Raw genomic sequence first — 18,763 nt, forward strand, 5'->3', positions numbered from 1 at the left:
CGGTAACAGAAACTGAACGCCCATAAGCTCGACGACAGCGTCAGAGGGGTAAAAGAAACAGGCCCCCCACCCCAACCCCCCCCCCTGCGGGAGGGGGGTGGGGGTGAGGGACCGGGGCGAAGCCCTCGCGAAGCCAGCCTGCGCACGAAACTACGCCCGCACCCTCATCCGCCCCTACGGGGCACCTTCTCCCGGTGGGAGAAGCGAACCAGTCGCCGCAGACGATGGAACGATGGGTTGCGCCGGTCGCGGTTGGCCGCGGTGGCGGCGGCACCCACAGTAGGGAGCTCATCAGGAGATCGTCCGCCATGACCGCTTCCACCACCGTCGCCCCCGCGCGCATCCTGCGTGCCATTCGCGGCCATGCCACCGCCGACGGCGATGGGGTCAAGCTGACCCGCGTCATCGGCGGCGGTGCGCTGCCCGAACTGGATCCGTTCCTGCTGCTCGACGAGTTCGGCACCGAGCGGGCCGAGGACTACATCGGGGGCTTCCCCAGCCATCCGCACCGTGGCTTCGAGACCGTCACCTACATGCTCGACGGGCGCATGCGGCACAAGGACAACCATGGCAACGAGGGTCTGCTGACCCCGGGCAGCGTGCAGTGGATGACCGCCGGCCGCGGCCTGGTGCATTCGGAGATGCCGGAGCAGGAACAGGGGCAGGGGCGCATGCGCGGCTTCCAGTTGTGGGTGAACCTGCCGGCGCGCGACAAGATGACCGCGCCGCGCTACCAGGAATTCGCGCCCGAGCGCATCCCGGTGGCGCAGCCGGCGCCGGGGGTGACGGTCAAGGTGATCGCCGGCCAGGTCGGCGAGGTGCACGGCCCGATCGCGCAGCCGGCCACCGACCCGCTGTATCTGGACATCGCGCTGGACGTCGGCACGCGCTGGGCGTTCGAGCTGCCGTCCGGGCACAACGCCTTCGCCTACATGTTCGAGGGCGAGGCGGCACTGGGCGAGGGCGAGGCGGCGCGCGTGCTGCCGGCGCAGACGCTGGCGGTGCTCGGCGGCGGCGACCTGCTGCAGGTGCAGGCCGGCACGCAGGGCGCGCGGCTGATCCTGGTCGCCGGACGGCCGTTGCGCGAGCCGGTCGCGCGGCATGGGCCGTTCGTGATGAACACGCGCCAGGAACTGATGCAGGCCTTCGTGGATTTCCAGGAAGGGCGCTTCTGAGCGCGCGTTCGCGCCGCATGTGGTGCGAGGGTTTGTTTCCTCGTAGCAGCGGCCTCAGCCGCGGCAGGCATTCCCGATAACGCCGTCGCGGCTGCATTGCATGGCGCAGTGCGCCGCCTCAGCGCTCCAGCGCCAGGCTCGACTGGCGCATGTCCAGCCCCTGCACCAGCGATTGCAGTGTCTGCAGTTCCTGGGCGTCGGCGGCATCGATCCACACCTGTGCGTACTGGTCCTTCTTCAGTTCCGCAACCGTGATGCGGCGTGTGGCCTGGTTCGGCAACTCGACACCGCCCACATCCGGCCGGTACCAATACACCGCTTCGCCGGCGATGGCGCCCTTTTCCTCGCGCAGCGTGCGCTGCAGCGGAATGTTCGGGTCGCGCGCGGTGAGCATCATGCCCAGCACCTGACGTCCGTCGGCATCGCTGGCGCGGCAGACGATGAAGCCCTTGTCGCTGCGTTCGCTCCATTGCAGTTTGCTCTGCGGCGGCAGCGGTGGGCAGTTCTGTGCCTGCTGCGCGGTGGCGGCAGCGGCGGGCAACGCCGCCGCAGCGGTCAGCAGCGCCTTGCGCAAGAGTGTCTTCATTCGCGATGTTCCCCATACGCCGCGATGCGACGCGTTCGATCCATACGCACGCCTGTGGCGTCGTCTGCGGGAGCGCCCATCCTGTGCGGGATCCCGGCAGTGCATCCCCCGACGCAGTGCGTGTCCCGTGTGCGGTCACGCGTGCGCGGCCGCGTCTGCACCATAGCCCAGCATGGCCGCGCTGACAATTGGGATGCGGATTCCGGAACATCCGTACGCGTGGTACGGCATGCCGGCACCCGCCCGGCTGCGCCGATCAGGCGGTTGCGGGCGCGGATCGCGGGGGGGCGAGGGCGGTGGCGTTTCGCGTAGGGCAGCGGCCCGGTTGGCCCGATGCAGGCCTGCCGCCGGCTCAGCGGCCGGGTTCGGGCAACGGAATGAATTCCTGGTCGTCGCCGGGGATCGTCCCGAAGCGGCCCTCGCGCCAATCCTGCTTGGCCTGCTCGATGCGTTCCACCGAGCTGGACACGAAGTTCCACCAGAGGTGGCGCGGGCCATCCAGCGGTTCCCCGCCCATCAGCATGGCCTTCAGCGGGGTCTTGGCGCGCAGCCGCCCGCGCGCGCCGGGCTCGGGCAGGACCAGGTGCCGCGCCGGAATGTCCACGCCGTCCAGTTGCGCCTCGCCTTCCAGGATGTACAGCGAGCGCTCGACGTGCCGCGCGTCCAGGTCGATTTCGGCGTCCGCTTCCAGGTCCAGGGCCACGTTGAGGGTGTCGGCGAACACCGTGACCGGCGATTCCTCGCCGTAGGCGCGGCCGGCGATCACCCGCAGCCACGCGCCGTCGCGGCGCTGCTGCGGCAGGCTGGCCGCGGCATGGTGGTAGAACGCCGGTGCGGTTTCTTCCGCCGATTTCGGCAGCGCCACCCAGGTCTGCATGCCGTGCAGCGGATGCGCATGCTCACGCAGCGTGGTCGGTGTGCGTTCGGAGTGGGAGATGCCGCGGCCGGCGGTCATCCAGTTGACGTCGCCGGCGCGGATCACCTGGTCGGAGCCGAGCGAATCGCGGTGGCCGATCTCGCCGGACCACAGGAAGGTGACCGTGGCCAGGCCGATGTGCGGATGCGGGCGCACGTCCACGCCGTGGCCCGGCTCGAACACGGCCGGCCCCATGTGGTCGATGAAGACGAAGGGGCCGACGCTGCGCGCCTGCACGCTGGGGACGGCGCGGCGCACTTCGAAGCCGCCGATATCGTGGACGCGGGGGGCGATCAGGGTGGGCATGCCGGCGCTCGTGGTGGCAGGAACGGAGCGCAAGCTTCGCATGCGAACGCGTGGCACGGACGTTGGCGGCGCAAGACGCAATGTTCCGCGTGCCGCGGCGCCTGGTGTGCGCCTCTCTTGCGCAGGTGATGCGCGTTCGCAGGTGCGCATCGCGACACGATGCAGGCGACAGGCGACTGCGTGGATCCACGCCCCCGGGCGGGGGCGACCGATCGACGACGCCGGTGGGGACAACGCCATGTGGTTTCAATCCAACGCGTCCGTTTCGGACGCGACACGACAGTGCGGATGCGGCGAGTGCGCTTTCGCAGTCGCGCCAGCGGATGCCGAGGCTACAGCAAGCCCGGCTGGGCGATCGGCACCTCGCCGCGGCGCGAGGCCAGCCGATCGGCCAGCCGGGTCGGTTCCGGCAGACGATAGCCGCGCAGGTAGCGCTGGGTCCACTGCAGCGCGCTGTCCACCGCCACACGATGGCCGGGCGAGACGATCAGCGGATTGCAGCGCAGCTTGCTGCGCAGCGCCCAGCCGACCACCTCGCCGCGATGCACGATGGGACTGTGGTCGCCGGCCTGCGCGCCGGGCTCCTCGAAGCGGCCGGCCAGCAAAGTCTTGGCCACGCCGATGCTGGGCAGCCCGGTGACCACGCCGAAGTGCGCGGCGATGCCGAGCCGGCGCGGATGGGCGATGCCCTGGCCGTCGACGAACACCAGGTCCGGGCGCTGCCGCAGCAGACCCAGCGCAGCCAGCAAGGCCGGCAGTTCGCGGAAGCTGAGCAGGCCGGGCACGTAGGCCATCGAGGTGGGCACGCGCGCGATCTCGGCCTGGTGCGGCTGCAGGGTCTGCGCGTCGAGCAGTACCGCGGCGGCGCGGGTGACCTGGCCGTCGTCCTCGAAGCCGACGTCGAAGCCGGCCAGCCAGCGCGGCGGATCGGGCACCTCGTCCTGCAGGCTGACCTGGCGCGCCAGCGTCGCCTGCAGCGCGCGCGCCTGCACGATGCTGCCGTCCCAGTCGCCGAATACGGAGTGCGAAGAAGTGTCCATGCGCCGATGATCGCGCCGTCTTCGTGGCTGGGGTGTGGAGAGGCTGGGAATGGGGAATGGGGAATCGCAACGGCTTTGTTCTCCAGCAAGCCGGACAGCCAAGCGCCGCCTGCTGGTCAGAGCCGCGCGGGAACCGCTTCAACGATTCCCCATTCCCGATTCCCCATTCCCAGCCAAGAGCTACAATCCAGGGCCGCACGACCCACGCATCCCCCAACGGAGACCGTCGCAGTGACCCGCAAACTCGTACTGTTGCGCCATGGCCAGAGCCAGTGGAACCTGGATAACCGCTTCACCGGCTGGGTCGATGTCGACCTGACCGAGCAGGGCCGCCAGGAAGCCGTGGCCGCCGGCCGGCTGATGCGCGAGGAGGGGCTGCAGTTCGACGTCGCCCATACCTCGGTGCTCAAGCGCGCCATCCACACTTTGCAGGGCGCGCTGAAGGAACTCGACCAGGACTGGCTGCCGGTGCACAAGAGCTGGCGTCTCAACGAGCGCCACTACGGCGGCCTGCAGGGCCTGGACAAGGCCGAGACCGCGGCCAAGCACGGCGAGGACCAGGTCAAGATCTGGCGCCGCTCCTACGACATCCCGCCGCCGCCGATGGACGCCGAGGATCCGGGCCATCCGCTGCACGACCGCCGCTATGCCACCCTGGACCGCAACGCGCTGCCGGCCACCGAATCGCTGGCGACCACGCTCGAGCGCGTGCTGCCGTACTGGCACGACGCCATCGCGCCGCAGCTCAAGGCCGGGCAGACCGTGCTGGTCACCGCCCATGGCAACTCGCTGCGCGCGCTGTACAAGTACTTGAACGACGTCTCGCGCGAAGAAATTCTCGAACTCAACATTCCCACCGGCATCCCGCTGCTGTTCGAACTGGACGACAGCCTGCAGGTGCAGTCCTACCGCTACCTGGGCGATCCGGAAGCGGCCAAGAAGGCCGCCGAAGCGGTGGCCAATCAGGGCAAGGCGAAGTAAGCACCAGGATCGGCACGCGGCCGGCAGGAGAACGCGATGGGTGGATTCAGTATCTGGCATTGGCTCATCCTGCTGGTCGTGCTCGCCTTGCCGCTGCTGGTCGGCATGGTGGTGTGGCTGGCGATCCGCGCCCAGCGGCGCCGGCCGGCCGCGGCGCCGCCGCCGTTGCCATCCGCCGGCTCGGTCGAGCAGCGCCTGCGCGCGCTGGAGCAGCTGAAGGCGCAGGGATTGATCGATGCGGCGGAGTACACGCGCCGGCGCGAGCAGATCCTGGCCGCGTTGTGAGTGTGTGATGCCTCGGCAGGCGCCGCGTTCTGGCGGCCTGCCAAGCGCAAGTGCGGTGTCGACGCCGCGCCGCGTGTTGCATGCCGCGCGCGTTGCCGCAGCTGCGCGGCAACGGCGTAACCCCGGAATCTCCTTACCAGACGCAACTGGTGAGCAGCAGCCCGGGCTGCACGTCCACCCAGCGCAGACGGTGCGCTTGTCCGGCCGGCAAGGGCGGCGCCAGCGGCGTGGCGATCCGCGTCTCCACGCTGCCGCTGGCCGGGTCGCAGCCTTCGATGCGCAAGGCGTCGAAATCGAAGAAGCGGCCGACGGTCGCCGCGGTGGCCTTGTAGAAACTCTCTTTCGCCGAGAAGCCCAGGGTCAGCGCATACGGCCAGCCGCGGACGCGGGCGAGCGCAGCCAATGCGTCACAGTCGCTGGCGTCCAGGGCCACGCTGCGGATCGCCTCGAGCTGGTCCGCCGCCACCACACGTTCGATATCCAGGCCGATGCCGTTGGCTGCGGCGGACGTCGGCATGGCGATGGCGACCGCCACGCCGTCGGTATGCGAGAGGCTGCCGAGGAAACCATCCGGCCAGAGCGGCGCGCGGTCGGGGCCGATTGGAAGGTCAGTGGCCGTGCTGCCGGCCGCCCGCAGCGCGGCGAGCGCCGCGCGCCGTCCGGCCAGGTACTCGGCCTGGCGCTTGCGCACGCTGCGCGCGATCGACGGCGGCTGCTGCACGCGGTGGCGCTGGAAATCGTCGCTGTCGAAGGCATCGACCTCGAACGGCAGCAGCCAGGCGTCCGGCACGGCGATGCGATGCGCGCCGAGAGCGAGCCGGGCGAACGGCGGGGTGGCGAGGGCCAGGGCATCCATGGCCCTAGCTTAGAGCGTGCGCTGGCCGTGCGGCGCGTGCGATGCGGCCAATGAGGCGCCGCAGGGCAGGCATCGCTGCGGTGACCTGTTTCCGCAAGGATTCATCCGAATACAGCTTGTCCGGTAGGAACGGCGCTTGTCCCCTTCTGCGAGATCAGCCGCGACCGGCGTTTCCGGTAACGCCGGTCGCGGCTGATCCCGCTCCTGCAGCAGACGTTCCGCAGCGTTGCCTTCAGCCGTTGCTGGCGTCCACCCACACCCGCATTTCGCCCTCGCCGCGATTGGCCCAGGCGAAGTAGGGCACGAAGGTCAGGGGCTGCGGCTGCCGCGTCGGCGGCGGCGCATCGTAGCGGTACAGCGGTGCGGCCGCGGCGTCGACGTCGCCGTGCAGGCGTTCGCCGGTGGCTTGCAGCAGCACCTGACCGGCGAGCGCGCCGGTGCCGGGTACGGCCTGCAGCGTGGCGTTGGCCGGCAGGCGCAGCTGATGCAGGTCGGCGCCGTTGTCGGCCTGCTCCAGGCAGTACACCAGCGGCCCGCGTTGCACCGCGACCTTGCCGGCCAGGTGGCGCACGCGCGGGTGCCCGCTGACCCGCATCGGCGGCATCGGCAGGCGCAACTGCAAGGTGTCGCCGGACTGCCAGCGCCGGCGCAGCACGCAGTAGCCGTGCTGGCGGTGCGCATCGATCGCCACCGGCTCGCCGTTGAGCCGCAGCTGCGGCGCCTGGCACCAGTCGGGCAGGCGCAGCGCCAGTGCCGCCTCCACCGGTGCGCTGCACTCCACCTCGAAGGCGATCGTGTCCTGCCACGGATATTCGCCGCGCTGGCGCAGGGTCAGGGTTTGCCCGCCGACCTCGAACCGCGCATCGCTGCCGACGTAGAGGTTCACGTACAGCGTGTCGTCGCGGCGGGTGTACAGGTAGTGGCCGAGCGAGGTCAGCACGCGGGCGATGTTGGGCGGGCAGCAGGCGCAGCCGAACCAGCGCTGGCGCACGGGCTTCACATGATCGAAGGTGTGGTTGCCGTGCACCGTGGGCGGGTGCACTTCCAGCGGGTTGACGTAGAAGAAGTGACGCCCGTCCAGGGCCATGCCGCCCAGCACGGTGTTGTACAGCGCCCGCTCCATCACGTCGGCGTAGCGGCCATCCGGCGCCAGCTGCAGCATGCGGTTGGCGAACATCATCAGCCCGATCGAGGCGCAGCTCTCGTTGTAGGCGGTGTCGTTGGGCAGGTCGTAATCGACGCTGAAGGCTTCGCCGTAGCTCTGCGCACCGATTGCGCCGGTCAGGTACATCTGTCGCTGGGTGGCGTTGTCCCACAGGCGCTCGCAGGCCGCGCGCAGGGTGGCGTCGCCGCTGTGCCGGGCCAGGTGCGCCACGCCGGCGTACAGGTACACGAAGCGCACCGCATGGCCGACCGCGGTGTCCTGCAGCGCCACCGGCAGATGCGCCTGGCTGTAGGCCTTGTCCTGGATCATCCAGGCCGGGCCGTGCCCGCCCCAGAAGAAGGTCTGGCCGCGCTTGGCGTACTCCTCGTCGTAGTAGTGCGGCGTGGTGCCGCGTTGTTCGACGAAGTAGCGCGCCAGTGCCAGGTAGCGCGCCTCGCCCGTGGCCTCGTACAGGCGCATCAGCGCCAGTTCGATCTCCGGATGCCCGGGGTAGCCGTGCAACTGCGTGGGGCCGGGGCCGAAGGTGGCGTCGATGTGGTCGGAGAGCCGGCACACGATGTCGAGCAGGGTGCGTTTGCCGGTGGCCTGGAAGTAGGCCACGCCGGCCTCGATCATGTGCCCGGCGCAGTACAGCTCGTGGCACTCGGCCAGGTTGGTCCAGCGTTCCTGCGGCGCCTTCACCGTGAAGTAGGTGTTGAGGTAGCCGTCGGCCTGCTGCGCGGCCCCGATCAGCTCGATGGTGGCGTCGGCATCGCGCTCCAGCGCCGGATCGGGATGCTGTGCGAGCAGGTAGGCCACCGCTTCCAGCCATTTGGCCACGTCGCTGTCCTGGAACACCATGCCGTAGAACGCGCCGTCGCTGCGGCCGGCGGCGATGCGGAAGTTCTCGATGGCATGGCTGGGTTCGGCATCGGCGACGTTGTCGTTGAGCGCGTCCCACTGGTAGGGCAGCACCACCTCCTGCACCAGGCGCTGGTAGCGCTGCCAGAACGGATCGGCGATGCGCAGGTGGGCGAGCGGCAGTTCCGGGGACGGCACGGGCGAATGCGGCATGGAGCGGAGATCCTGGAGAGTGGGGAAGGTCAGTGCACCGGGCGTGCGGCCAGATCGGCGGCGATATTCGCCAGCAGCGGCCGGCGCAGCCGGCAGCGCAGGATCACCGCGGCCAGCAGCAGGTGCAGGCCGGCGGGGATCAGGGTTTCCAGCAGGGTGATGGCCTGCAGCGAGGCGGGGCTCTGCTGCGCGGCGCCGGCGCGGTAGCCGGCGTAGACGAACAGCGCGCTGATCACCACTGCGCTCGAGGCCCAGGCCAGCTTGATGCAGAACAGGTTGAAGGCGAAGTTGATGCCCGAGGAACGCACCCGGTTCTTCCAGGCGCCGTAGTCGTCGGCGAAGGCCATCAGCGAGAAGTGCAGCGGCAGCGCGAAGCCCAGCACCAGGCAGTGCACGAAGATCACCCCCAGCCACAGCGTCTGCTGCGCCGGTCCGGTCGGCAGCCACCACTGCGCCACGCCGAACGCGGCCAGCGCCAGGTTGGTGTGCAGGTACAGCGCCAGCGGATCGAAGCGGCGGCACAGCGCGTTGACCACGATCGCGCCGAGTACCGTGGCCAGCGCCACCATCGCGAAGAACAGCGAGGCGTAGCCGCTGCTGCCGCCGAGCACGTAGGTGATGAAGTACAGATAGGCGCCGCCGCGGATGTTGTAGACGTTGATCAGCAGGAACGACATCAGCAGCACCAGCCGCAACTGGTCGTTCTGCAGCAGGCCACGCAGATGTGCGCCGATGCCGGCGCCGCCGAGCAGGCTGACCGGCACGCGTTCGCGCACGGCGAAGAAGCAGCACAGGAACATCGCCACCGCCAGCACCGCCAGCACGCCCACGCCGAGCTGGTAGCCGCGCGCGGCGTCGCCGTTGCCCAGTTCCCGCACCAGCCACGGCAGCCCGACCGACACCAGGAAACCGGCGATGCCGCACAGCACGAAGCGCCAGGATTGCGCCGAGACCACGTCGCGGTGGTCGCCGGTCATGCTGTTGATCAGCGCACAGTAGGGCACGTTGATCGCGGTGTAGCACAGCGACAGCAGGAAATAGCTGGCGAAGGCGTAGGCGATCTTTGCGCCGGCGCTCAGCTGCGGCGCGCTGAAGGTCAGCACGCAGGCGATGCCGATCGGCACGGCGACCCACAGTTGCCAGGCGCGGAAACGGCCCCAGCGGCTGCGGGTGCGGTCGGCGATCAGGCCCATCACCGGATCGGACACCGCGTCGGCCACGCGCAGCACGGTGAACAGGGTGCCGACCAGCGCCGGGGTCAGGCCGAACACGTCGGTGTAGAAGAAGGTGAGGAAGTTGGCGATCAGGCAGGTGACCACCGTGCCGCCGGCATCGCCGAGGCCGTAGCCGAATTTCTCCAGGCGCGACAGACGCGGCGTGGTCGCGGCCGGTGCGGCGTCTGCGGTGGCGTGGCCGATGGCGGTCGCGGTCAACGTAACGGCTCCTGGCGCGCCCGGTCCGGCGCCAGCGCAAAGTGGCATGGCGGCGCACCCGCGACAAGAGTCTGTGCGGTATAAAACCGGTACGATTCCGACCACGGTGGCCGCGGCGTCCATGCGCGGCATCGCTCATTCGAATGCTGCAGTGCAGCGTCGCGCAGGCAAGGGGAGACGTTTCCGACATGCTCGAATTCGCCGTCGCCTATCCGATCCGGGTGCAGAACGGAGGCCTGTTCATTTCCCGCGGCGTGGGTGCGCATCCGGCGCGGGTGATCCAGTCCTACGAGCTGATCTTCGTCGAGCGCGGCATCCTCTCGATTCGCGAACAGGACAACGACTTCCACGTCGGCCCCGGCGAGACGCTGTTGCTGTGGCCCGGCCGCGCGCACGCCGGCCTGGGCCAGTTCCCGGACGACCTGCGGTTCTATTGGGTGCATTTCGAACTGGAACCGAGCGTGGCGCAGGCGGACAACGCGGTGGCGCTGTCGATGCCGCAGCGCACTGCGATCCGCGATCCGGATCGCTTCGTCGGCCTGTTCCGCTGGTTCCTGGCCGAGCAGGAGGAACGGCGCACGCTGCCGATGCTGGAACCGATCGTGCTGTCGATGCTGCAATGCGTGGCCGGCGCCTGGCCGGATCCGCACGATTCCGAACGCGCCGGGGTGGCGCTGGCGTACCGTGCCAAGCAACTGATCGGCACCCAGTTCCACACCGCGCTCACCGCCTCGTCGCTGGCCGCGCAACTGCACTGCAATCCGGATTATCTGGGCCGCATCTACCGGCGCAGCTTCGGCACCACGCTGACCGAGGCGATCCACCGCCAGCGCATCGCCTTCGCCGAGAAGCTGTTGCTGATCAACACCTGCGCGGTGGACGACGTGGCGCAGCGCGCCGGCTTCAGCGACAGCGGCTACTTCCGCCGCGTGTTCCGCCAGCGCCTGGGCATGACCCCCAGTGCGTATCGGCGGCTGTACTGCAAGGAGCACATCAATTCGGGGTGAGGGGGCTTGCGGGCGCATGTGCGTCGCCGCTTGCCGCGAACCTGCTTGCGCCGCTGCGCGCTGCAAGGTGTGTGGCAGGGACAGGGCTTGGCTGCCCGCGTTTGCAGGAGCGGCTTCAGCCGCGCCGACATTCATGGGAATGCTTCGTCGCGGCTGCAGCCGCTCCTGCGGCAGGGTGGTGCGGCGGCTGGTGGGCTAGCTCAGCTGCTGGCCGATCTCGCGCGCCATCGCGTTGAGCGGGAGGATCTTCTCCGCGCCGCCGCGCTTGATCGCTTCCTTGGGCATGCCGAACACCACGCTGCTCTGTTCGTCCTGGGCCACGGTGCGTGCGCCGGCCTGGCGCATCTCCAGCAGGCCGACCGCGCCGTCGTCGCCCATGCCGGTCATGATGATGCCCAGCGCGTTGCCGCCGGCGGCGCGCGCGGCGGAGCGGAACAGCACGTCCACCGACGGCCGGTGCCGGTTCACCGGCGGCCCGTCCAGCACTTCGACGAAGTACTGCGCGCCGCTGCGCCGCAGCAGCATGTGCTTGCCGCCCGGCGCGATCAGCGCGCGTCCCGGCACCACGCGGTCGTTGTTGGCCGCTTCCTTCACCGAGATCTGGCACAGCGTGTCCAGGCGCGCGGCGAAGGCGGCGGTGAATTTCTCCGGCATGTGCTGGACGATGACGATGCCGGGGCTGACCCGCGGCAGCGCGGTCAGCACTTCCTCCAGCGCCTGGGTGCCGCCGGTGGAGGTGCCGATCGCCACCACCCGTTCGGTGGTCTGCGACAGCGCACGGCCGCCCTGCGCGGGCAGGATCACGTCGGCGGTGTGCTTGATCTCCGGCTCCGCCGGCGCCACGGCCGGCCGCGCCGACAGGCGCTTGACGTTGGCGCGCGCCGCGCTCTTCACCGTGGCGATCATTTCCTCGGCCGAGTCGGTGAGGAATTGCTTCAGGCCGAGCTTGGGCTTGGTCACCACCGCCACCGCGCCGGCGGCCAGCGCGTCCATGGTCACCCGCGCGCCCTTCTCGGTGAGCGTGGAGCAGATCACCACCGGGGTGGGGCGTTCGCTCATGATCTTGCGCAGGAAGGTGATGCCGTCCATCTTCGGCATCTCCACGTCCAGCACGATCACGTCCGGCCACTGCTGGCGCATCTTGTCCATCGCCAGCAGCGGGTCGGCCGCGGCGGCGATGACCTCGATGCCGGGCGCGTCGTTGAGCACGGCGACCAGCACCTGGCGCACCACCGCCGAATCGTCGATCACCATGGCCTTGATCGTGGTCATGCGGGGTTCCCTCCTGGGACGTCGTGGTTCATGGCTTGCGGTACACCGACGGCGCGATCTGCACCACGTCGCCGTTGACGTCGTTGAGGCTTTCGGAGTGGCCGATGCAGAAGATGCCGCCGCGCTTGAGCGTGCCGAGCACCCGCGCCACCACTTCGCGCTTGGTCTGGCCGTTGAAGTAGATCATCACGTTGCGCAGGAACACCACGTCGAACTGGCCCAGGTTGGGCAGCGTCGCGTTGAGGTTGGCGTGCAGGAAGCGCACATGGTCGCGGATCTTGCGGTCGATCAGCATGCTGCCCTCGTACTCGCCGCGGCCCTTGAGGCAGTAGCGCTTGAGCATGGCCGGCGGCATGTGCTCGATGCGCAGCAGCGGATAATGGCCGGTCCGCGCCTTGGCCAGCACGCGCGTGCTGATGTCGGTGCCGACCACCTCGTAGGGGCGGCCCTGCAGGGTATCGTCCAGCACCATGGCCATGCTGTAGGCCTCCTCGCCGCTGGAACTGGCCGCGCTCCAGCAACGGAACGGCGTACTGCCGGTGTGCGCGGCCGCGATGCTGCGCAGCAGGTCGAAGTGCTTGGGTTCGCGGAAGAAATAGGTTTCGTTGGTAGTCAGCAGGTCGATCGCGGTTTGCACCTCGCCGCTGCCCTCGCGGCTTTCCAGCAGCTTGAGGTACTGGGTGTAGGTCTGCAGCGAATGCGCCTTCAGGCGCTTGCCCAGGCGCCCGCACAGCATGGCCTTCTTGGCCGGCGAGATGGTGATGCCGGCGGCGTCGAAGATGAAGCGCTGGAACCGGCCGAATTCCTGCTCGGTGATGGTGTCGTGGCTGGTCATGGTCATGGCCGGTCGGTCAGTGGGGAGGGGCGGGAGCGGGGACGCTGGCGTTGCCGGTGGGGCCGTGTTCCTGCAGCAGGCGCTGGTGCTCCAGCAGCCAGGCGTGCAGCGCCCCGCCCCCCAGCGGGCGCGCCAGCAGGTAGCCCTGGCCGAAGTCGCAGCCCAGCTCCTGCAGCAGGGTCCAGTCCTCCACCGTTTCGATGCCCTCGGCGACGGTGCTCAGGCCCAGCCGCTGGGCCATGCCCAGCGCCGATTCAAGGACCGTGCGCAGGTTGCGGCTGCGGTGCGCGTCGTGGACGAAGATGCGGTCGATCTTCAATTCGGTGAAGGGGATGCGGGTGAGCTGCTGCAGCGAGGAGAAGCCGGTGCCGTAGTCGTCCAGCGACAGGCCGAAGCCCTGCAGCCGCAGCCGTGCCAGCATGCCCAGTGCGCTGCCGCAGACCAGCGAGCTTTCGGTGATTTCCAGCACCAGGTCCGACGGCGCCAGCCCATGCTGGCGCAGCAGCGCGAGCAGTTCGTCGAGCAGGTTCGGGTCCTGCAGCATGCTCGGCGACAGGTTCAACGCCAGGGTCAGCTGGAACCCGTCCTGTTTCCACGCCGCCAGCCGTGCCATCGCCTGGTCGGCGACGCAGGCGGTGAGCGCGTGGATCAGGCCTTCGCGCTCGGCCACGGCGATGAAGCGGTCCGGCGCGATCGGCCCGGCGCTGGGATGGCGCCAGCGCGCCAGCGCTTCCACGCCGCCGACCCGGCCGCTGCGCATGTCCACCTTGGGCTGATAGGCCACCTCGATCTCGCCGTGTTGCAGTGCCTCGCGCAGCATCGCCGCCATGGTCGCCTCGCCGGGCGCCTCGGCGTCGTCACGTGGCGCCGGTGCGCTCGGCGCGTGGGCGCGCACCGCGGCCGCGAGCTGGGCGGCGCGCAGCGGTTTCTCCAGCCCCGCCAGCACTTGCAGGCCGTTGCTGCGCCCGACCTGCAGCACCGAGTCGATCAGGGCCGCGCCGCGCTGCGAGGCGACCACGATCGGCACGCGCACGCTGCAGCGGGCCAGTGCGTCGAGCAATTGCACGCCGTCCATGCCGGGCATTTCCAGATCCACGATCAACAGCCCCAGCGGCGGCCCCTGGGTCACCCGTGCCAGCGCGGCATGGCCGTCGGCCGCGCCTTCCACCGCCACCGCCCCCATGCGCTGGCACAGGGCCAGCGCATGTTCGCGCTGGACCTGGCTGTCGTCGACCACCAGGACCGTGCCGAAGTGGTGCAGGGCGGCGGTGTCGGGGGACGTGGGCATGCGAAATCCGTTTCGAGGAAAGGGCGGGGCGCTAAGTGGCAACGGCCGCTCAGGCGGCGATGCCTTCTTCCAGGTGGGCGTCGAGCGCGGTCATGCTGGCGAACTCCTGGGGCGCCAGCACCGCATCGGCGGCGAGCAGGATCACGAAGCGCTCGCCGACCTTGCCCATGCCGTGGATGAAATCGCGGCGGATGCCGGTCCCGAAGGCCGGCGGCGGCGCGATGTCGGCGGTGGCGATCTCCAGCACCTCGCTGACCGCATCCACCAGCAGGCCCAGCACCTGGCGTTCCTCGCCGCTGGCCACCTCGATGATGACGATGCAGGTGCGCTTGCTGATCTCGCTGGGCGCGCGGCCGAAGCGTTGCTGCAGGTCAACCACCGGCACCACGGCGCCACGCAGGTTGATCACCCCGCGCAACGCGGGCGGCATCATCGGCACGTCGGTCGGCGTGCGGTACTCGATGATCTCCTTGATGCCGAGGATGCCGACGCCGAACATTTCCTTGCCGAGCAGGAAGGTCAGGAACTGGTCCGTGGCCAGGTCGCCGGCGTCGGAGGGTGAGAGCGAAGCGGGAGCGTTCATGGCCATGTCTCAGAAGGTTTCGAAGTGGGCTTCGTCGAGCGAATCCGCCAGGACCAGCTGGCCGTTGGCGACGCGCGCGATCGGCTTGGGACCGGCCTGCCCGTTGCGGCCGCGCCCGGCGCCGGGACGTCGCGCCGCGGTCCTGGCCGGCGGGGCGCCCTGCACCTTGAAGAAGCTCATCAGCTGCTGCAGCTGTTCGGCCTGCGCGCTCATCTCCTCGGCCGTGGCGGCCAGCTCCTCGGAGTTGGACGCGGCCTGCTGGGTGGTCTGGTTGAGCTGGCCGACCGCGGCATTGATCTGACCGACGCCGGAGGTCTGCTCCTCGGAGGCGGCGGTGATCTCCTGCACCAGGTCGGAGGTGCGCTTGATCGACGGCACCATCTCGTCCAGCAGCTTGCCGGCGTTCTCGGCCAGTTCCACGCTGGAGCTGGCGACGTCGCCGATCTCCTGCGCCGCGATCTGGCTGCGTTCGGCCAGCTTGCGCACTTCCGCGGCGACCACCGCAAAGCCCTTGCCGTGCTCGCCGGCACGCGCGGCCTCGATCGCCGCGTTCAGCGCCAGCAGGTTGGTCTGGTAGGCGATGTCGTCGATGATGCCGATCTTCTGCGCGATCTGCTTCATCGCCTGCACGGTCGCCCGCACCGATTCGCCGCCGTCCAGCGCCTGGCTGGAGGCCTTGCTGGCCATGCCGTCGGTGATCTTGGCGTTTTCGGTGTTCTGCGAGATCGACGCGGTCATCTGCTCCAGCGAGGCGCTGGTCTCTTCGACGCCGGCGGCCTGCTCGCTGGCCGCCTGGCTCAGCGACTGCGCGGTGGCGCTGACCTCTTCCGACGCGCTGGCCAGCGATTCGGCATTGCCGTTGACCTCGCTGACCACCTGCGACAGGCGGGCGATGGTGTCGTTGATGTAGTTCTTCATCTCGGCGTAGGCGCCGTCGTAGTGCTTGTCGATGCTCTGGGTCAGGTCGCCCTCGGCCAGGCCGCCCATCACCCGCACCACGTCCTGGATGCTGCCGCCGGTCGTGGTCGCCAGATCGTTCAGTCCCTGGCCCATCTCACGCTGGAACCCCGCCAGGCCATCCAGCGCGATCCGCTCGGAGAAGTCGCCGCGGTTGGCGGCCGCGACCACACGGCGCTGGCCGTCGATCACCAGCTTCAGCCGCTCGACCATGCTCCGCATCGCATACAGCGCGCTGCCGCTGTCGTTGGCGCGCACCGCCACCTCCAGGTTGAGGTCGCCCTGCGCCACCTTGTTGGCGATCTCGGCCACATAGGCCGGCTCGCCGCCCAGCAGGCGGGTGAGGATGCGCACGATGAAGAACGCCACGATCGCGCCCAGCAGCACCGCCGCCACGATGGTCGCGATGATCAGCGAGCGCGCGGACGCATAGAGTTCGTCGCCGCGGTCGCTGGCGTCCTGGCCGCCCTTGACGTTCAGGTCCACCAGCTTGTCGATCGCGTCGGCGGTGCTGCGGAAGATCTGCCGCTGCTCACCGTTCAGCACGACCGTCGCCTCCTGGGTCTTGCCCTGCGCGGTGAGCGCCAGCAATTGCTTGTGCAATTCGGTGTAGCGATCGAAGTTCTTGGCGAAATCCGCGTACAGCGCCTGCTCCTCGGGCGAGGAGATCAGCGGGACATAGGTCTTCCTGTTGTTCTCGAACGCCTCCAGTGTCTTGAGCATGCGCGTGTCGTAATCCTGCATCTCGGCTGGACTGGTGGCGACGACCCGCTGCAACTCGAGCAGACGCAGCTTGTTGAAGTTCGCGCTCATCTCCTCGACGTTGCGCACGCTGGGCATCCAGTTGGTGGCGAGCTCCGTGGACGAGCCGTTGATCCTGGCCATCTGCATCGTGGCGAAAATGCCGGTCCCCAACAGCAGCAGCAACACCAGGCCGAAGCCGATGCCGATGCGCGTGCCGATCTTCATGTGCTGGAACATCGTGATCCCCCTGGATGTGATGTCGTGAAAGTGGATGTCAGAACGTATCGAAATGGGCTTCGTCCGGCCCCGACACCAGTGCCAGGCCGACCTCGCCGAACCCACGCTTGCGCGCCGGCGCCGCCCTGCGGGACGGACCGGCGGTGACTGCCTTCGGACGCCACGGCGCCACGACCTGGTTGGTACGGAAGAAACTCATCAACTGCTGCAACTGCTCGGCCTGCCCGCTCATTTCCTCGGCCGTGGCGGCCAGCTCCTCGGAGTTGGCCGCGGCCTGCTGGGTGGTCTGGTTGAGCTGGCCGACCGCGGCGTTGATCTGGCCGACGCCGGAGGTCTGCTCCTCGGAGGCGGCGGTGATCTCCTGCACCAGGTCCGAGGTGCGGCGGATCGACGGCACCATCTGCTCCAGCAGCTTGCCGGCGTTCTCGGCCAGCTCCACGCTGGACTCGGCGACCTGGCCGATTTCCTGCGCGGCCACCTGGCTGCGCTCGGCCAGCTTGCGCACCTCCGCGGCCACCACCGCGAAGCCCTTGCCGTGCTCGCCGGCACGCGCGGCCTCGATCGCCGCGTTCAGCGCCAGCAGGTTGGTCTGGTAGGCGATGTCGTCGATGATGCCGATCTTCTGCGCGATCTGCTTCATCGCCGCCACCGTCGAGCGCACCGCATCGCCGCCTTCGTTGGCTTCGCGTGCGGCCTTGGCGGCCATGCCGTCGGTGATCTTGGCGTTTTCGGTGTTCTGCGAGATCGACGCGGTCATCTGCTCCAGCGAGGCGCTGGTCTCTTCGACGCCGGCGGCCTGTTCGCTGGCCGCCTGGCTCAGCGACTGCGCCGTGGCGCTGACCTGCTCGGAGGCGCTGGCCAGGGCGTCGGCGTTGATGTTGACCTCGCCGACCACCTGCGCCAGGCGCGCGACGGTGGCATTGATGCTGTCGCACAGTTCCTTCAGCTGGCCCTGGCACTGCACGTCCGCCAGCCGGGTCAGGTCGCCGGCCTCGATCGCCTTGAGCACGGCGCGGGCTTCGTTCAGCGGGCCGATCACCGTGTCCAGGGTCAGGTTGACGCCGTCGACGATGCGGCGGAAGTCGCCATGGTGCAGGCTGCCGTCGGCACGCACGTCCAGACGGCCGGCCGCGGCGGCGTCGACCAGCAGGCTGGTGTCGCGGATCAGCGCGCGCAGGTTGGAACGCACCTGCTCGATCGTGTCGTTGATGAACGCCTTCTTGCCCGGGAGGGCTTCCAACGGCGCGTCGAAGTTGCCGCGGCCGAATTCGGCGATGCAGGCCATCGCCTTCTTCTTGGTGGCGATGTGGTCGCCGACCATGCGGTTGATGCCGTCGGCCATGCTGCGGAAATCGCCTTCGAAGCGGTGGCTCTCGATCAGTACGTCGATGTCGCCGGCGTCGTGCTGCGCGGACATGTGCTTCATCTGCGCGATCAGCCCCTGCATGTTGCGCCGCACCTGCTCGATGATCTCGTTGATGAAGACCTTCTTGCCCGGCAGCGTCTCCAGCGGCGCATCGAAATTGCCGCGACCGAACTCGGCGACGCAGGCCAACGCCTTCTTCTTGGTGGCGATGTGATCGCCGACCATGCGGTTGACGCCTTCGGCGATGACCTTGAACTCGCCCTCGAAGCGATGGCTGTCGATCACCACGTCGATGTCGCCGGCATCGTGCTCGCGCGACATGCGCACGATCTCGTCGTTGATCTGACGCATGCCGGTCTGCACCTGGCGCAGTGCCAGCAGCACCTCGCAGGCCTGGTCGTTGCGCACCGTCGGCATCACCACCTCGAAGTTGCCGGTGGCGAAGCGCGCCAGGGTGGTGGTGGCGATCCGCAGCGAGCGGGTGATGGCGTGGACGGTAAAAGCCAGTATCGCGGCGGCGAGCACGGTGGTGCCGATGCCCAGCGCCAGGGTCTGCCCGGCGGGCAGGCCGAGGGCGAACCCGCACACGGCGGCGGCCAATGGCAGCACGATGGCGATGGCCGAGCCGCTCCACAGCTTGGAGGACAGCGAAAGGGAGTTGGACATGCCGTGGTACCT

At 69.2% G+C, this 18,763-nt stretch carries 16 protein-coding genes; 4 read left to right on the forward strand and 12 right to left on the reverse strand.

All coding sequences use genetic code 11. The features are described from left to right. Positions 1-308: 308 nt before the first annotated feature. Positions 309-1,175 carry a pirin family protein gene (locus CEK69_RS16045; protein ID WP_152246656.1) on the forward strand — a complete coding sequence of 289 codons (867 nt, stop codon included), beginning with the start codon at positions 309-311 and terminating at the stop codon, positions 1,173-1,175. A 118-nt stretch (positions 1,176-1,293) separates the two neighbouring features. Here CEK69_RS16045 and CEK69_RS16050 read toward each other — a convergent pair whose 3' ends face one another. The 3 genes from CEK69_RS16050 to nfi all read right to left on the reverse strand — a co-directional run bounded on the left by CEK69_RS16050 (position 1,294) and on the right by nfi (position 4,023). Further along, a complete protein-coding gene (locus CEK69_RS16050) occupies positions 1,294-1,761 on the reverse strand; it encodes a hypothetical protein (RefSeq protein WP_010342081.1) in 468 nt (155 codons plus the stop codon). A gap of 352 nt (positions 1,762-2,113) precedes the next feature. Next, a complete protein-coding gene (locus tag CEK69_RS16055) occupies positions 2,114-2,983 on the reverse strand; it encodes a pirin family protein (RefSeq protein WP_017909379.1) in 870 nt (289 codons plus the stop codon). A 332-nt stretch (positions 2,984-3,315) separates the two neighbouring features. Next, a complete protein-coding gene (nfi, locus tag CEK69_RS16060) occupies positions 3,316-4,023 on the reverse strand; it encodes a deoxyribonuclease V (RefSeq protein ID WP_152246658.1) in 708 nt (235 codons plus the stop codon). A gap of 231 nt (positions 4,024-4,254) precedes the next feature. Here nfi and gpmA point away from each other — a divergent pair, with 231 nt between their 5' ends. Next, complete coding sequence (gene gpmA / locus CEK69_RS16065) at positions 4,255-5,004, forward strand: 2,3-diphosphoglycerate-dependent phosphoglycerate mutase (RefSeq protein WP_010342084.1); 750 nt, start codon at positions 4,255-4,257, stop codon at positions 5,002-5,004. A gap of 36 nt (positions 5,005-5,040) precedes the next feature. Next, on the forward strand, positions 5,041-5,289 hold the full coding sequence (locus CEK69_RS16070; RefSeq protein ID WP_152246660.1) for an SHOCT domain-containing protein: 249 nt from the start codon (positions 5,041-5,043) through the stop codon (positions 5,287-5,289). Between the two features lie 133 nt (positions 5,290-5,422). Here the strand turns inward: CEK69_RS16070 and CEK69_RS16075 are convergent, their stop codons facing one another. From CEK69_RS16075 to CEK69_RS16085, 3 genes are all read right to left on the reverse strand, one after another. Beyond that, on the reverse strand, positions 5,423-6,145 hold the full coding sequence (locus tag CEK69_RS16075; protein ID WP_152246662.1) for a 4'-phosphopantetheinyl transferase superfamily protein: 723 nt from the start codon (positions 6,143-6,145) through the stop codon (positions 5,423-5,425). Positions 6,146-6,377: 232 nt separating this feature from the next. Further along, positions 6,378-8,363 (reverse strand): beta-L-arabinofuranosidase domain-containing protein, encoded by a 1,986-nt coding sequence (locus tag CEK69_RS16080; protein WP_152246664.1) that lies wholly within the window; start codon positions 8,361-8,363, stop codon positions 6,378-6,380. A 29-nt stretch (positions 8,364-8,392) separates the two neighbouring features. After that, positions 8,393-9,796: an MFS transporter gene (locus CEK69_RS16085; protein WP_017913263.1), complete on the reverse strand. Its 1,404-nt coding sequence runs from the start codon at positions 9,794-9,796 to the stop codon at positions 8,393-8,395. 188 nt (positions 9,797-9,984) lie between these two features. On the opposite strand from CEK69_RS16085, the gene CEK69_RS16090 reads away from it, so the two are divergent. Then, the gene (locus tag CEK69_RS16090; RefSeq protein WP_152246666.1) at positions 9,985-10,803 is read left to right on the forward strand and encodes an AraC family transcriptional regulator; all 819 of its coding nucleotides are present in this window, start codon (positions 9,985-9,987) and stop codon (positions 10,801-10,803) included. A gap of 195 nt (positions 10,804-10,998) precedes the next feature. Here the strand turns inward: CEK69_RS16090 and CEK69_RS16095 are convergent, their stop codons facing one another. The 6 genes from CEK69_RS16095 to CEK69_RS16120 are packed head-to-tail and all read right to left on the reverse strand — an operon-like array spanning position 10,999 to position 18,751. Continuing rightward, entirely contained in the window at positions 10,999-12,075 is a 1,077-nt protein-coding gene (locus CEK69_RS16095) for a chemotaxis response regulator protein-glutamate methylesterase (protein ID WP_017909387.1), read from the reverse strand. A gap of 28 nt (positions 12,076-12,103) precedes the next feature. After that, on the reverse strand, positions 12,104-12,910 hold the full coding sequence (locus CEK69_RS16100) for a CheR family methyltransferase (RefSeq protein ID WP_026143818.1): 807 nt from the start codon (positions 12,908-12,910) through the stop codon (positions 12,104-12,106). Positions 12,911-12,926: 16 nt separating this feature from the next. Then, a complete protein-coding gene (locus CEK69_RS16105; protein WP_152246668.1) occupies positions 12,927-14,198 on the reverse strand; it encodes an EAL domain-containing response regulator in 1,272 nt (423 codons plus the stop codon). 49 nt (positions 14,199-14,247) lie between these two features. Continuing rightward, on the reverse strand, positions 14,248-14,781 hold the full coding sequence (locus CEK69_RS16110) for a chemotaxis protein CheW (RefSeq protein WP_026143817.1): 534 nt from the start codon (positions 14,779-14,781) through the stop codon (positions 14,248-14,250). 9 nt (positions 14,782-14,790) lie between these two features. Continuing rightward, on the reverse strand, positions 14,791-16,719 hold the full coding sequence (locus CEK69_RS16115) for a methyl-accepting chemotaxis protein (protein ID WP_152246670.1): 1,929 nt from the start codon (positions 16,717-16,719) through the stop codon (positions 14,791-14,793). A gap of 37 nt (positions 16,720-16,756) precedes the next feature. Further along, on the reverse strand, positions 16,757-18,751 hold the full coding sequence (locus CEK69_RS16120; RefSeq protein WP_152246672.1) for a methyl-accepting chemotaxis protein: 1,995 nt from the start codon (positions 18,749-18,751) through the stop codon (positions 16,757-16,759). Between the last annotated feature and the right edge of the window lie 12 nt (positions 18,752-18,763).

The sequence above is a fragment of the Xanthomonas sp. LMG 12462 genome (assembly GCF_009192885.1).
GTDB lineage: Bacteria > Pseudomonadota > Gammaproteobacteria > Xanthomonadales > Xanthomonadaceae > Xanthomonas_A > Xanthomonas_A sontii.

Bases quoted from the DNA above. Each gene is read 5' to 3' on its own strand.
- CEK69_RS16070 (WP_152246660.1), top strand. From the start codon at position 5,041: ATGGGTGGATTCAGTATCTGGCATTGGCTCATCCTGCTGGTCGTGCTC.
- CEK69_RS16075 (WP_152246662.1), bottom strand. From the start codon at position 6,145: ATGGATGCCCTGGCCCTCGCCACCCCGCCGTTCGCCCGGCTCGCTCTC.
- CEK69_RS16055 (WP_017909379.1), bottom strand. From the start codon at position 2,983: ATGCCCACCCTGATCGCCCCCCGCGTCCACGATATCGGCGGCTTCGAA.
- CEK69_RS16115 (WP_152246670.1), bottom strand. From the start codon at position 16,719: ATGTTCCAGCACATGAAGATCGGCACGCGCATCGGCATCGGCTTCGGC.
- CEK69_RS16095 (WP_017909387.1), bottom strand. From the start codon at position 12,075: ATGACCACGATCAAGGCCATGGTGATCGACGATTCGGCGGTGGTGCGC.
- CEK69_RS16120 (WP_152246672.1), bottom strand. From the start codon at position 18,751: ATGTCCAACTCCCTTTCGCTGTCCTCCAAGCTGTGGAGCGGCTCGGCC.
- nfi (WP_152246658.1), bottom strand. From the start codon at position 4,023: ATGGACACTTCTTCGCACTCCGTATTCGGCGACTGGGACGGCAGCATC.
- CEK69_RS16045 (WP_152246656.1), top strand. From the start codon at position 309: ATGACCGCTTCCACCACCGTCGCCCCCGCGCGCATCCTGCGTGCCATT.
- CEK69_RS16105 (WP_152246668.1), bottom strand. From the start codon at position 14,198: ATGCCCACGTCCCCCGACACCGCCGCCCTGCACCACTTCGGCACGGTC.
- CEK69_RS16050 (WP_010342081.1), bottom strand. From the start codon at position 1,761: ATGAAGACACTCTTGCGCAAGGCGCTGCTGACCGCTGCGGCGGCGTTG.
- CEK69_RS16110 (WP_026143817.1), bottom strand. From the start codon at position 14,781: ATGAACGCTCCCGCTTCGCTCTCACCCTCCGACGCCGGCGACCTGGCC.
- CEK69_RS16090 (WP_152246666.1), top strand. From the start codon at position 9,985: ATGCTCGAATTCGCCGTCGCCTATCCGATCCGGGTGCAGAACGGAGGC.
- CEK69_RS16080 (WP_152246664.1), bottom strand. From the start codon at position 8,363: ATGCCGCATTCGCCCGTGCCGTCCCCGGAACTGCCGCTCGCCCACCTG.
- CEK69_RS16100 (WP_026143818.1), bottom strand. From the start codon at position 12,910: ATGACCAGCCACGACACCATCACCGAGCAGGAATTCGGCCGGTTCCAG.